This window comes from Verrucomicrobiales bacterium (assembly GCA_016793885.1).
GTDB lineage: Bacteria > Verrucomicrobiota > Verrucomicrobiia > Limisphaerales > UBA11320 > UBA11320.
On record JAEUHE010000128.1, the window covers coordinates 14,927 to 27,380 of the forward strand.

Consider the following 12,454-nt stretch of genomic DNA (forward strand, 5'->3'; position numbering starts at 1 on the left):
GCCTCCCACCTCAAGGGGCCTGGCAACCTCCTTCGCTGAGGGAGATGCAGTCCTGGCTCCCTGCCTTTGAGTTCTTGTCGCTCATCGGACGCGGGGGCATGGGAGTTGTTTACCAGGCCAGGCAATTGTCACTCAACCGCCTGGTTGCCATCAAGATTTTGCCGGCTGATCTGATCGGAAATTCGGAGTCCGACTTCGCCGCGCGGTTCCGGCTCGAAGCCACCACCCTCGCGAAATTAAGTCATCCCGGCATCGTGAGCGTGTTTGATTCCGGGGAGACTCACGATCTCCTGTATATCGTCATGGAGTATGTCGACGGCACCGATGTCGCCCGCATGGTTCAAGCGAAGGGGAAGCTTCCGCCTGCAGACGCCCTGGAGATGCTGAAGCAGGTTTGCGAAGCGATGGAGTACGCACACCAAAACGGCATTGTTCACCGGGATCTCAAACCGGCCAACCTGCTGATCACTCGCCAAGGCCGGGTGAAGATCGCGGATTTTGGCCTCGCCAAGCACCACGATGAAACCCTCCTGGGATTGACCAAAACCAATGTCGCCATTGGCACTCCGGAGTTCCTCGCGCCCGAAGCATGGACGCCTGGTATACAACTCGACCGCCGTGCAGATCTCTACTCGATCGGCGTGACCCTCTACCAAATGCTGACGGGTGAAGTCCCGCGTGGCCTATGGAGGATGCCCAGCGTCAAAGTGGGAACCGATCCACGCTTCGATGCCATCCTGGATCGCGCCATGCAGCCCGAACGCGAGATGCGCTACCAGTCGTGCCTCGAGTTGCAACGAGACCTCCACCAGATTGAAACGGAACCACGGATTGCCGAGCCTCCGCCGACCCCAGTGAGACAGTTGCCACCTGCAGCCGAGGAAGCTCGCCCATCAAATCCCGTTCCAACCAGTCGGAGACCGATCTGGCTGGCCGCCTTCATCCTCCCCACGCTGCTCGTCGTCGTCGTCGTGCTCCTGCTCATCAATCAACCAGCCAAAGAAGCCACGAATAGGACGAGCAACACATCGACGAATGCCCCACCCGCCCGTAGCGAGCCAACCCTACACGATGCCGCGTTCTGGCTGGTGCGGGAAGGCGCCGAAGTGACGGTGGTCAGTCAGGGGCAGGAGTTCACGGTGAGCGACGAGGCAGAAATTCCGGCCGATGACTTCCAGATTCAGCGCCTGGTGTTTGATCGTTGGAGGTCGGTGGCGGAACCGCCACCGCCGGAGAAAGATTTCAAAGTACTGCGCGCGATCAAGACGCTTCGACATGCCTACCTGCGGTTGCCAGGGGTTACCGACGGTTCGTTGACATTTCTAGCCCACAACCCAGAGCTTCGATCGGTCACCATTTCCGGTTCCGACCGGGTGACGGACCAGGTCTTGCCGTTTCTGGCGGAACTGAAGCACCTGGAATTCCTGTGCATCAGCCATGCACCCAAACTGACGGGGCGCGATTTTGCCAAGGCGGCCTGGCTTAAGACGGTGCGACATGTGGACTTTCTCAACGCTTCATTGGACGACGAGACGATTCGCATACTCAGCACCTGTCCACGGCTGCGCACCGCGAGGCTGGAAGGAACGGGTATCACTGCCGAAGGGCTCCGCGCCCTCTCCACCGCACCCGGACTTCTCGAATTGAGCGTGGGGTATTGCCAAAACCTTTCCGAAGAGGATTTCGTGGATGTGCTCCCCGAGATGCCGCGGCTGAGAAAGCTGGAATTGGTCAATGCCCCCATTGGCAACCAAGCAGCGGGTGCTATCGCAACTCTGACCAACCTGGTCGACTTACATCTCTCCGCGACCCGAATCGATGACCGAGGTTTGGCCCGACTCGCCAGCCTCAGCCAACTGGAGAACATCGCCCTCCCCAGAACCCGCGTGACGGCGGAGGGTATCGCAGAGTTCAAGCGCGCGCTTCCCCGCTGCAAGATTGCCAGGTGACCCACATCCGTGCCATCGGTGTAATCCGTGGTTAATCCGTTCACAGTTTTAGGTTTAGGTGCCGGCCCCAGGGTAAATGCCTCCATTCCCCTTTTTGGGACTATCCGAAGATAGAGGTGAAACAACTTGAGGAATCCTGCGAAAGAACCAAGTGAAGGCCAATGCCCTCGTTTGTAACCTATGAAAATCCCTCAGTTTATTTTGGTCTGTCTAGCCCTGTGTGGTGGCGTCGCTACCCCGACCTTTGCTCAAGGCACTGCGTTTACCTACCAAGGTTTGCTCCAGGAAGGGGGGGCAGCTTTGAATGGGAGAGTGGATCTGACCTTCGTGCTCTATGACGGACTGAACGATGGCCAGGCGGTAGGGACGACCAACGTGGTCAACGACCTCGCCATCTCCAACGGTCTCCTCAACGTCACGCTAGACTTTGGCGGGGGTGCGTTCGATGGCAATCCTCGTTGGCTGGAGATCGCCGTGCGGCCAGCGGCCAGCGTGGGCGTCTTCACCCCGCTACGACCGCGCACTCCGCTGACCGCAACGCCCTATGCCCTCTTCGCGACCTCCGCTTCAGCTTCGGGACTCATCGGGTTACTCCCTGATTCCAGCCTCCCTGCCCATGTCGCTCGACTGGATGTCGGTAACACGTTCCACGGCAACCAGATCCTCTCCGGTGGCCGCGTGGGAATCGGCACCACGACACCCAACAGCAAACTCTCCGTGCTCGAAACGACCTACGGTATCGAACACACCGATGGCACGCGACGCCTCGCCACCTACATTGATGCCAGTGGTTGCTATTTCGGCACAGCGAGTGTCGATCCCCTCTTCTTCTACGTGAATGACGGTGGCAGTCCCCTGATGATCAATACCAACGGTCATGTGGGAATTGGAACCTCGGACCCGGCCACTGCGTTGGACGTGGTGGGCACTCTCAGGGCCACCCTGTTTTCGGGAGATGGTCGCGGTTTGACTGGGATCCCGATGTCCAGTGTGACGGGTGTCGTGTCGGACGCTCAGATTCCTGCCAGCCTCGCGCGTCTCGAGGGTGGAAACACATTCATTGGCAACCAACGAATCCACAGCGGCAGCTTGAGTGTGCCGAATGGACAGATATCGGTGGGGGGAGATCTCATTGCCAACGCCCATCAGTTCGTGGCGGGCAACGCGAACGTCAATAGCCTCAACGTCACCAACGGGGTGGTCGCGAACAGCTTTATCGGTGATGGACGTGGATTGTTGGGCGTGGCCAAGCTCGACGGAGGTAACACCTTCAACGGCAACCAGCGGGTAGTCGGGGGTAGTCTGGAGGTTCGGAGCGCAGCTCCCGTCGTCACGGTGGGGACCACCGCCAATGAAGGGGGCGCGATCCATTTCGGCAACGCGGGCCATGGTGTGAAGCGGGCCTATATTGGCCAAAATGACGTCGGGCTCTACACCACTGCTGCCGATGTCTATCTCTCCGCCAAGGGAGTTACGAGTGACCAGTTCGTTCTCAAGAACAGTGGCAACGTGGGGATCGGAACATCCGATCCCAAGGAAAAGCTCCAGGTGAGCGGAAACGTTACCGTGTCCGGCGCCGTGACTGTTCAGGACACCTCCGGCACCCCCCAGATCAGCCTGGCCATCGACAGCCAAGGCAAAGGAAAAGTGACCTGTGACTATATCCAAATCAATGGGGGTGCGGATATTGCCGAGCCCTTCGAAATTCAAGGGGCCCACCCCATCGAGCCAGGAATGATCGTCGCCATCGATCCAGCCAAACCAGGTGAATTGCGAATCAGCAACCGGGCCTACGATCCGACGGTCGCCGGAATCATCAGCGGTGCGAACGGAATTCAGCCGGGGCTCATGCTTCAGCAGAACGGCACTGTGGCGACCGGACGTCATCCGGTGGCCCTGAGCGGACGGGCCTGGTGCTACAGCGACGCGGATGCGGGAGGTGCGATCGTCCCAGGGGATATGCTCACCTCCGCGACCGAACCAGGCCATGCCATGAAGGCCGCGGACCGGGATCGGGCGTTCGGAGCCGTGATCGGCAAGGCCATGACTCCACTCGCCAAAGGGAAGGGCCTGGTCTTGGTCCTGGTGAGTCTGCAATGACTTTCCACCTATGAGTAACTCCCTATGAAAGCGACTCCAAATCTTCAGATCCGCAAGCCCTCTCCGCTGAGCACGCTGGCGGCGTGCCTAAGTCTGTTGATGGGATTGACGGGCCCCCTTCTTCCTCTGCCGGCGGGTGGGATAGACTGCAACTCCTTCAAACTATGGACCTTCAACCTGCGCTTCGACGATGGGTGGGCTCCCTGCATTTCCGACTGCGAAAACAACTGGTTTAAGAGCGACTTCACCAAAGGCCGACGCGAGGTGGCCAAGGCCTACATGCAAGCCTACCAGCCTGACATTTTCGGATTGCAGGAGGTCAGGAACCCGCTTCCATCCTTGGGTTTAAGATCATCCCAGCTCCAGGATGTGGCCAGTTGGTTTCCAGATCATGATTCTTATGCACTCGATCGGGGCGACGGTGAGCATTGTGCCATCTTTTACCGCTCAGCCCGTTTCACCCGCCTGAACGCCGGGACGTTTTGGTTGAGCTGCACTCCGGACCAGCAATCCCATCATCCGTTGGAGACCGGGAATTATCGGATCACCTCCTGGGTTCGTCTGAAAGACAATACCATGGGAACAATCTTCTATGTCTTTAACGGGCACTGGCCATTGAACGCCGAGGCTCGAAATTATTCGGCTGCCGTGGTCCGGGAGCGGGTTCATGCCTTGGCCCAAGGATCACCGGTGCTGCTGCTGGGAGACTTCAATTGCACAGAAACCGAAGCCCCGTTTGAGTTCTTATTGGGAACGCGAGTCAACCCCCCCAGGGGAAGTTGTTCTCTTTCACCGAGGGTCGTATCACCTCAAGAATTGCCCTTGGTGAATAGTTATCGTGCCGTCATTCCCGTCTCGGATGGCGAGGAAGACACGTCGCATGGGTTCGCCGGGGGCAGCGGCGGTGAACGCATCGACCACGTGTTGCACAGTTCTGGGGATTTCGCGCCGTATACAGCCGCGATCCGACGTGAAACCTACGCGGGTGGATGCGGCGCAGATACGTGCTATCCCTCGGATCATTATGCCGTGGAGCTCGATTTCCATTCGCTCTTGCCGGAAACCTACGTCGATTTTCGCTTGCCGGACCTCATCTGCGAGCTAGGCACGGAACCCTTTCCATTCAATACCGTGGAAGAAGCGGCTCAGGCGGTGAAGGAGAGCGGTAAGGTCATCTTGCGGAATACCTCCACCAGCCAGGCTATTCTTCTGAAGCCCACGCGCGGGCCGATCACGCTGACCTCGGTTGGAGGACCATCGATTCTTGGCAAGTGAGAGAGAGCTAAGGATTACCGATCAGAACCAAGAGAGACTATTGAACCGCGATGGACGCAAAGGACGCGATGTCCGATACCGGAGAAGGACAAAGTTGATCGAAGCCCATCGAATTAAATTCGGAGTGGAGATCTCACCCCGGGTCCCACATTCCGTCCTTCGCGTAAGTCCATTGCGGTTTAAATTTCGGCTCTCTTTCCTTCGTGGCTTCGTGGCTTTGTGTGATGCATTCGGACGCCCCCTCCCACGCCCTCGATGGGCCGACACAGCCCACACTACAATGTAACGTCGTCCGTGTCGGACGATTCCCCAGCCCCCGAGCGCAGCGGGTGATTCCTCTCCCTCAGTTCCACCCGAATTCTTTCAGATCCATCCTCCATTCGCGCCCGTCGGTGACATAAAGACGATGATCCTGCTCCGCATAGCGGACATCCTCCAATCGCACGCTGGGTGGAAGCACGTTGATGATCAGCTCGCCGTCGGTCAGGGAAATCAACCGAACCCTTCTATCCGGGCGTTTGACGAACTCGTGGGTACGCGGATCATCCACCACAAACGCGTAACCGGAGGCACGAACGACGCAGTCCTTGACACACTCCACTTCACCAACGAAGTGCCGCTTCATATCCCGCTCGAACCGGTGAATCACGTGGATCAGCTCACCGGGCTTGATGATGTTCTTCTGCATAATTCAATAGGTTCAGATCGTTTGTTGAAACCCTACCTCCCTCTCCGCTGCTGAGGCAGGGCGCACAAAACCATAGTAGGAGGGCTGAGGACTGCGGACTATGACACGTTTCCGAACGGACTCTTCGGTTTATCCGAAGAAATCGGAGCAGAAGCCGGAACCCCATCCGATCGAACAACTTCAGCTGGGCCCTTAGAATTCTCCAGCAACACACTAACGTCGGCCCTTGAATTCTTAATAGGATGTAAGAGCTGCATCGATGGGCAGAATCGCCCCGAGCCGTGGCACCCAAGAAACTTGAGCCCATACTCAACCATTTTCGGCTACCCTGGACGGTTCCGACAGTTACAATAATCTCACCACGCATGAACCAGCATTTCAACTCAGACCGGTTTCCCCGCTCCTCAGCCTATAACCCAGACTGGATAGCCGCAGCCGCCAGCGGTGGAGCCAACTCCCTTTGGCTGACGGAATGGCTTGCGGCTAAAATGGATCTGAAACCCGGCATGCGCGTTCTCGACCTGGGTTGCGGAAGAGCGGCGTCCTCTGTGTTCCTCCAACGCGAGTTTGGCGTGCAGGTTTGGGCGACCGATCTGTGGTTCGACGCCTCAGAGAACCTCCAGCGAATCCGGGATGCGGGCGCCGAACACTCGGTCTTCCCCATACACGCTGATGCGCGCTCCCTCCCCTTCGCCCGCGAGTTTTTCGACGCGGTGGTGTCGATTGATTCCTTTTCCTATTATGGAACGGATGATCTCTTTCTGAGCAACCTCGCCCGCTTCGTCAAGCCAGGCGGACAGCTGGGAATGGCCGGTGCCGGGCTGATGCAGGAGATCACCGGTTCCGTCCCCGAGCATCTTCGAGAGTGGTGGGAGCCGGGCCTGTGGTGCCATCATTCGGCAGGCTGGTGGAGACGCCACTGGGAGCGGTCCGGAATCGTGGACGTGCAAGTGGCGGATCACCTGCCGGAAGGCAGCCAAATGTGGCTGCATTGGCAGAGGAAGATTTGCCCGGAGAACACGACCGAAATCCGGGCCTTGGAAGCCGATGCCGGACGTTACCTCGGCTACGTCCGCATGGTCGGCCGAAGGCGGCCGGATCAGAAGCTGGAGGAGCCGATTGTTTCGATTCCAACCCAGTATGTATCCAAGCGGCTGCTGAGGGACTGAAGCCTACCGCACTCGGCCGCGAGTTGAACCGTAGCCTTGCTGCTGTTGCACTCCCCAAGAAGAGTCAGGGTTTGCGCTCAATGAGAGCTAGAGGTTGAAGAATCACGGAAAGCCAGCCCGTGGAGTAGGTCTCATAACCAGGGGAGAGCGCATGGGCAATGAGGTGCGGACAGCCTCGATAATCGGCCACGTGGTAACCCTTCGACTTGCTGAACAGGACAGCCAGATCCGGGAGCACGAGTTTCTCCACCGTCAGTTGGTTCTCCGTATCGGCGAGCATGAGCCCCTGGTCATCCACCAAACAAACCCGCGTTTGGCCGCGCTCAAGGCTGCTCAGTTGAGTGGCATTCACGACTGTCTGCGCCAGCCCCTCCCAGTTGAACACGATTCCCAGCACACCGATTTTCTTCCCCTGAACGTCTCCGCGTTCACGGATGGCGCACGAATACACTAAGACAAATTTTCCATCCGCCAGGCTGGGCTCCCGATGGACCGACTGAAACCCGAACTCAGAGCCATCCTTCGTCGCCAACGCCATTTGAAACCAAACGGAACTCGACTGATTCGAGCCTATGGAATGATACTGGGGATCTCTTCCGCTGGCGACGACTGAACCTTTGAGATCGCACACGACGAGATCGTAGTAAACCGTGTAAGAATCGAGGATAGTCCTGAGCCGTTTGCAGGCGTTGTCACGAACCGGGCGATCCGCGCGCGTCAGCGCATCCACTATGCTGCTGTCCGTTGCCCACCAACGCACATCACACGACCGTTCGTAAAGGTTTCGATCGACCAGTTCGATGTTGGTGAGCGCGAGATCGGAAAGGCGAGTGCCTTGTATGCTCAGGCCTATCCCATCAACAGTGCTCGCCATTTCAGTGATGCACCGAGAAGCGCGCTCCCCCATGATTCTCGCGGTCCCAGCCGTTCGTTCGGAGAGACGCACCATTTCTCCCGCCACGATTGAAAAGGCCTGTCCGCTGTTGCCCGCGCGGGTGGCTTCGATCTGCGCGTTGAAGGACAGCAGTCTGGTCTGCAAATTGATCTCCTGGATGTCCTTGAGCGTGCGCTGCAGCTGATGCTTCAACGAGCTGGTGAGGTCACGGATGTGCGCAAGACTCGAGGCGATGCCGTTCCCGACCTCCTGCGATTCGGATACATCCGCCGACTTGGTCTTCGTTTCCTCCGCAAAGGTCGATTGGTTTGAGAGGTTCTTGCTCATACGTCAAAAATCAACAGAGTGTCCAAATGGCGCTCCGCCCCACGAAAGAGAATCGACCTCAGGTTGCACCGGGACACCGGACAAGTTTTCACAGAAATCATGAATCAGATTCACACCGCTCCGCTTAGCGTGCCATTGGGGTAGGCGTTGTGCCGCATCATGGCTGAGTCTCCGTGAAATGCCGAAAGGAACCAGGGCAGCGGGCAAACACATCTGCCTTCCGCGGCGGGGCTTCCCCTGATAGGCTTCAGTCAACTCAATCGCCAGGAAGCCCACTATGAGCACACCTGAACGCCCGGTTGGCACCGAGAAGATCCTTGGTTTGGATCCACGCGCCCTGCTGGCGCGTCGCGACACAGCCGAGCGGCTGCGCGCCTGGCTGCCCCCGGAGCCCAATGAACTTGCCCACCTGTTTCCGGACTTCGAAATCCTGGAACTTCTCGGACGCGGCGGCATGGGTGCCGTGTATCGGGCGCGGCAGCGTTCGTTGGATCGCGATGTTGCCATCAAGCTTTTGCCCACCGAAGCGGCGTCCGATCCGGTCTTCGCCGACCGTTTTCGCAACGAGGCCCGCGCGCTGGGCCGACTGCACCACCCCAACATCGTCGCCATTCACGAAGCGGGCCAGACGCAGGCGGGCCATCTGTTCATCGTGATGGAATATGTCCGAGGACAAGACGTCGCGGCGCTGCTGGCACAGGGGTCGCTCCCGACCGCACGCGTAATCCAGATCGCCAGCTCGATCTGTATGGCCCTGGAGTTTGCCCACAACCACGGAGTTATTCACCGCGACATCAAGCCCGCCAACGTCCTCATCGCCGATGACGGCGGGGTCAAGGTCGCTGACTTCGGCGTCGCCCGCCTTTCGCACGATCCCAACGATACCCGGCTCACCTTCACGGGTCTCGCCCTCGGCACACCCGATTACATGGCCCCCGAGCAACGAAGCGGGGGAATAGTGGACGCGCGCGCCGATCTGTTCTCGGTTGGGGTGATGGTTTACGAAATGCTGACCGGCCACCTGCCTCGTGGAGCCTGGGCACCGCCATCGAACGGAGCGGCCGATGCGCGCCACCTCGACGCCGTTCTGCAGAAAGCCATGCAGGCGGACCCGGCTCGCCGGCCGCAGACTGCGGCTGAACTGCGCAGCGGCCTCGAGGGAAGAGCGCACTCCCGGATGACCTCGCGCTGGATTCTCCTGACGGCCGCTGCCCTCGTGGTCATCTCAGTGAGTGCGTGGATTCTGCGCACAAAGCCCTCGAACACTGACCAAGCCACCTCAGCATTGTCCTCGTCGTCCGGGCAGGGCAGAATCGGGCCGGCGACGCCCGCAGACACTGCCGCCGGAGTGCACACTCCCTTTACCAATTTGGATCTGAATCGCGATGTGTTGTTTGGCCATTGGACCTGGCTCGATGGGATCCCGGGCGGGACGCTCACCGCTGCCTACGACACCAACAACGTCTTTCGGTGTCTGCGCCTGCCGGTGCAACCCGGTGCTCGCGCGTACGAGGCGAGTTTTGAGCTTCTGTTGGAGCACAAGGGAAGCGACCTGTCTGTGGTGATTCCGGTGGGTGCATCCCGCGTTGCCGTAACGCTCGACCTGTATGATACTTCGGGTCTTGGACTCGTCGCCGGCAAGGACTGGAACCAAAACCTAACCTCCGTCATTCGCAGACTCCCGATACAGCGATTCGTGCCCGTCATCATCACGGTGCTCCCCCTCGGCTCGGATGCCTCGATCACGGTCTTGCTCGATGGCTCGCCACTCTTCTCCTGGAAGGGCCCTCAGGCCGAACTCACGCTTTCCTATTACTTCGCCATTCGGCACCTCATCCGCGATGCGGGTCAAACACTGCTGCTCGAGACTCCCCACGGAGGCATCCAGGTTAGGAACTTCGCAGTGCGGATTGAGTGATCCTGACACTTCCCGGCTATCCCAGCGCCCGAAAAAGCTCGTCGATTTCCGCGTCGACCTCGGCCTCCGTTTCCGCTTCCAACCCGGCCGCCACCTCCTGCAGCAATCGTTCTCGGTAACGGGCTCGCAAGCGCGACACCGCCACCCGCACCGCGCCGGCGGACATGCTTAGCTGGCGGCCTGCCTCCTCCGCGGATGGCTCTTGGCCATCGGGCGCGAGATAGTGTTTCAGCACAGTGAACAGCTCCGCTTTGCCTGCCTGGGCATAGTCTCCGCGCAGCCTGAGCAAGGTCCGCTCGAGCAATTCCAGCGCCCAGCGACGCTGATAGATCATCTCCGGCGTGGCGGCATCCATCGGCTCGCGGGTGTAGCGTTCCTCCGCGGCCGCCGAATCCAATGACCATTCAGAACCGTTCCCCGCCCGCTTCAGCCGCTGTCCCTTGCGCCACTCATCCCGAAGGAAGCGCTGCAACGCCGCGAGCAAGAAGGTCCGAAGCCGCCCCCGGTCTCGATCTGCCCGGGCCAACAAATCCTTCTCGATCAGCCGTTCAAAGAACGCCTGGGTCAGGTCCCGAGATTCCTCCGCCCCATGTCCGCATCGCCGGACATAAGCGTAGAGCGGATACCAATAGGTCTCGCACAGGGTCGCACGGGCCGTGGCGGCGGCGGCATGGTCCGCCTCGCGCAGCGCGACGATCAAACTCCATCGTGTGGGTTGGAAATTGGCTCCCGACATCAATTTGGACTCTAGCAGCCGCACTCCACCCGGTCGATCTGTATCTCGTCCATGAACCGGTCGCTCGCTTCGGTGTCCGGAGCTGCGCAATCGCAAGCGAAAGACCAAGGCGCTATGGACCGCGGAGACACGTCTCCGCTTTTCCTGCGCCTGGCGGAGTGGCTGCTGGTGTGCCTATTGTAAAAGCCACCGTTGGAGGGACTAAACTCGGGCGAAGGAAAAGCGGCGTCGTGCCACCGCGGTCCATAGAGCTGCCCCGCTCGCTCCCATGCCACCAGGTTCAAGGCCTCGATTCACGTCCGTTTTTCGGAGGTGTGCCCTCTCCATGAAGCAAGCCTCGTTACCTCGGCTCCTACAAGGCTCGAAAGGGAGGCCGAGACAACCTCCAAGGAAGAGTTTTGCCCACGGAACACACAGAACACACGGAGTCGGAGGGAATTCAGCAGAACAGTAACTTCAGTCGGCTCGGCCACTCGCCCCGCACCCGCGGTCGGGGTTGCGGTCTCTCCTCAGATCCGTGTGGTCCGCGTGGTCCGTGGGCAATATGTCCCCGCTACCAAGGCTTCCGCACCTCACACCAGCAGTGCCTTCGCGCCGGCGGTGTTTGCTGCTAGGGGACCGAAGCGGCAGAGGGCTGCCGGACACCAGGACCATAAGCCCCATCGGACCGCTTCACGATCAACCCCATCGCGTCACGCACCTCGCCAGGCGTCTTGGACTGCTGTAGCCCTCTACAGCTTTTCACCCCCCCGGAGGGGGATCCCAGCTAGCCTCACCCAGGAATAACCGCACCCGTCAAACTGGGCAGGAAATCGCCTGTAACGTTTTGCCCGGCGCGGCTTAGCAGGGGGGGAATGGCGAAGATGTGCAGAGGGTTAATTGCCGGGGCATTGGGTGATCCTACCGCCGCCCAATGTCTGCTTCTCTCGCTGAGAGCCAGGTCACCATTCCATGAATCTATGAAATCCAAATTCCATTCCCTGTTCTGCGCCTTCTCGTTCATCACGGTCGCCGGCACAGGAATCGTCTCGGCCGACGTCATCACCTGGAACAACGCTGGCGGCGGGGAATGGGACGTCCCCACCAACTGGTCACCACAACAGGTGCCGGGCGCGAACGATCGGGTCGTGGTGGATGGCACGGCCAGCTTCACCATTCAGATGGCCGGAAGCCAATCCGTCAGTGAGCTGGTTATGGACAACCCGAACGCCACCCTGCGAATGGTAGCCAACAGCACCGTCGGCCATGGCATGCTGACCGTGGCCAACCCTTTCGAAAACCATGGCACGATCGAACTCACCAGCGTGGACGGCGAGGCTTGGGGCGCCTTTCTAACGGTGACCACCGGAACACTGCTCAATGCGGCCGACGGTGTTCTGCGCGTGCTCCAGGGCACG

The 12,454-nt window shown here is 59.5% G+C and carries 9 protein-coding genes; 6 read left to right on the forward strand and 3 right to left on the reverse strand.

From position 1 onward, the window contains the following. Positions 1–44: 44 nt before the first annotated feature. The 3 genes from JNN07_14450 (at position 45) to JNN07_14460 (ending at position 5,324) form a co-directional block, all read left to right on the forward strand. Positions 45–1,949: a protein kinase gene (locus JNN07_14450; protein MBL9168937.1), complete on the forward strand. Its 1,905-nt coding sequence runs from the start codon at positions 45–47 to the stop codon at positions 1,947–1,949. Between the two features lie 180 nt (positions 1,950–2,129). Further along, the gene (locus tag JNN07_14455) at positions 2,130–4,049 is read left to right on the forward strand and encodes a hypothetical protein (GenBank protein ID MBL9168938.1); all 1,920 of its coding nucleotides are present in this window, start codon (positions 2,130–2,132) and stop codon (positions 4,047–4,049) included. Between the two features lie 24 nt (positions 4,050–4,073). Next, entirely contained in the window at positions 4,074–5,324 is a 1,251-nt protein-coding gene (locus JNN07_14460) for an endonuclease/exonuclease/phosphatase family protein (protein MBL9168939.1), read from the forward strand. Positions 5,325–5,667: 343 nt separating this feature from the next. On the opposite strand, the gene JNN07_14465 is transcribed toward JNN07_14460, so the two are convergent. Further along, positions 5,668–6,012 (reverse strand): hypothetical protein, encoded by a 345-nt coding sequence (locus JNN07_14465; GenBank protein MBL9168940.1) that lies wholly within the window; start codon positions 6,010–6,012, stop codon positions 5,668–5,670. Positions 6,013–6,377: 365 nt separating this feature from the next. On the opposite strand from JNN07_14465, the gene JNN07_14470 reads away from it, so the two are divergent. Continuing rightward, positions 6,378–7,181, forward strand: coding sequence for a class I SAM-dependent methyltransferase (locus JNN07_14470; GenBank protein MBL9168941.1), 804 nt, complete (start codon positions 6,378–6,380; stop codon positions 7,179–7,181). Positions 7,182–7,245: 64 nt separating this feature from the next. On the opposite strand, the gene JNN07_14475 is transcribed toward JNN07_14470, so the two are convergent. Further along, positions 7,246–8,403 carry a hypothetical protein gene (locus JNN07_14475; protein ID MBL9168942.1) on the reverse strand — a complete coding sequence of 386 codons (1,158 nt, stop codon included), beginning with the start codon at positions 8,401–8,403 and terminating at the stop codon, positions 7,246–7,248. Positions 8,404–8,680: 277 nt separating this feature from the next. Here JNN07_14475 and JNN07_14480 point away from each other — a divergent pair, with 277 nt between their 5' ends. Then, on the forward strand, positions 8,681–10,321 hold the full coding sequence (locus JNN07_14480) for a serine/threonine protein kinase (GenBank protein MBL9168943.1): 1,641 nt from the start codon (positions 8,681–8,683) through the stop codon (positions 10,319–10,321). Between the two features lie 16 nt (positions 10,322–10,337). On the opposite strand, the gene JNN07_14485 is transcribed toward JNN07_14480, so the two are convergent. Beyond that, positions 10,338–11,057: a hypothetical protein gene (locus JNN07_14485; GenBank protein ID MBL9168944.1), complete on the reverse strand. Its 720-nt coding sequence runs from the start codon at positions 11,055–11,057 to the stop codon at positions 10,338–10,340. 959 nt (positions 11,058–12,016) lie between these two features. Here JNN07_14485 and JNN07_14490 point away from each other — a divergent pair. Then, a partial coding sequence (locus tag JNN07_14490) for a hypothetical protein (GenBank protein MBL9168945.1) occupies positions 12,017–12,454 on the forward strand: 438 nt, incomplete at its 3' end.

What these genes read in the sequence shown, in the direction of transcription:
- JNN07_14470 (MBL9168941.1), top strand. Translation starts at nt 6,378, where the DNA reads ATGAACCAGCATTTCAACTCAGACCGGTTTCCCCGCTCCTCAGCCTAT.
- JNN07_14450 (MBL9168937.1), top strand. Translation starts at nt 45, where the DNA reads ATGCAGTCCTGGCTCCCTGCCTTTGAGTTCTTGTCGCTCATCGGACGC.
- JNN07_14480 (MBL9168943.1), top strand. Translation starts at nt 8,681, where the DNA reads ATGAGCACACCTGAACGCCCGGTTGGCACCGAGAAGATCCTTGGTTTG.
- JNN07_14455 (MBL9168938.1), top strand. Translation starts at nt 2,130, where the DNA reads ATGAAAATCCCTCAGTTTATTTTGGTCTGTCTAGCCCTGTGTGGTGGC.
- JNN07_14465 (MBL9168940.1), bottom strand. Translation starts at nt 6,012, where the DNA reads ATGCAGAAGAACATCATCAAGCCCGGTGAGCTGATCCACGTGATTCAC.
- JNN07_14485 (MBL9168944.1), bottom strand. Translation starts at nt 11,057, where the DNA reads ATGTCGGGAGCCAATTTCCAACCCACACGATGGAGTTTGATCGTCGCG.
- JNN07_14475 (MBL9168942.1), bottom strand. Translation starts at nt 8,403, where the DNA reads ATGAGCAAGAACCTCTCAAACCAATCGACCTTTGCGGAGGAAACGAAG.
- JNN07_14460 (MBL9168939.1), top strand. Translation starts at nt 4,074, where the DNA reads ATGAAAGCGACTCCAAATCTTCAGATCCGCAAGCCCTCTCCGCTGAGC.